1 protein-coding gene is annotated in these 521 nt (G+C 48.8%); it reads right to left on the bottom strand.

The window, feature by feature from the left end; all coding sequences use genetic code 11:
* Positions 1–521: aminopeptidase P family N-terminal domain-containing protein (locus R7Z47_RS26800; RefSeq protein ID WP_318131019.1), on the bottom strand; the 521-nt coding region annotated here is incomplete at both ends.

Below are 521 nucleotides of genomic sequence, written 5' to 3'. Positions count from 1 at the left end.
CAAGGCGTGATTGAAGTGCTTCTGGATGATGAACCGTCACACCAGTACCCACATGCGCTGCAAATTCAGCAGGTAAGCGAGCGGGATCTAGGAAGTACTCTACACTTGAGTCGGCATGTAGAATCGCGTGCGACAGTAAAACTGGCAAACGCGATACATCCAAGCCACGTACGTTCAATAGCCAACAAATAGAATCAAGCGCTGTGATAACTGCACTGTCTGCACCGGCTTTTGTTACCAGTTGAGCGATCTCTTTACGCTTACTTTCGCTTGATTGACCAACGGCTTTTGTTGGCATGAGGCGAACGTCAGAAACCACTGGTGCAGGGCGGTCATGCCACAATTCATCAATTGGGTTGCTGGAGAGAATGTTTAGCTCAAGTTTTCCGGCCAGTTTTGCTTGTGCCATATCTAGCCAAGCCGAGCTGTGCATGCGAGGGTCGATAGCCACGGACGCATTTGTGGTTAGATTGTCTTGAATCCAATCCAATGCTGGTTCTTCAATTAGGTGGCGATATTCA

Source organism: Vibrio sp. 1641 (assembly GCF_033339995.1).
GTDB classification, from domain to species: Bacteria; Pseudomonadota; Gammaproteobacteria; order Enterobacterales; family Vibrionaceae; genus Vibrio; species Vibrio alginolyticus.
The sequence above is the reverse complement of the archived record's forward strand: the minus strand, read 5'-3'. Positions and strand labels throughout refer to the sequence as shown.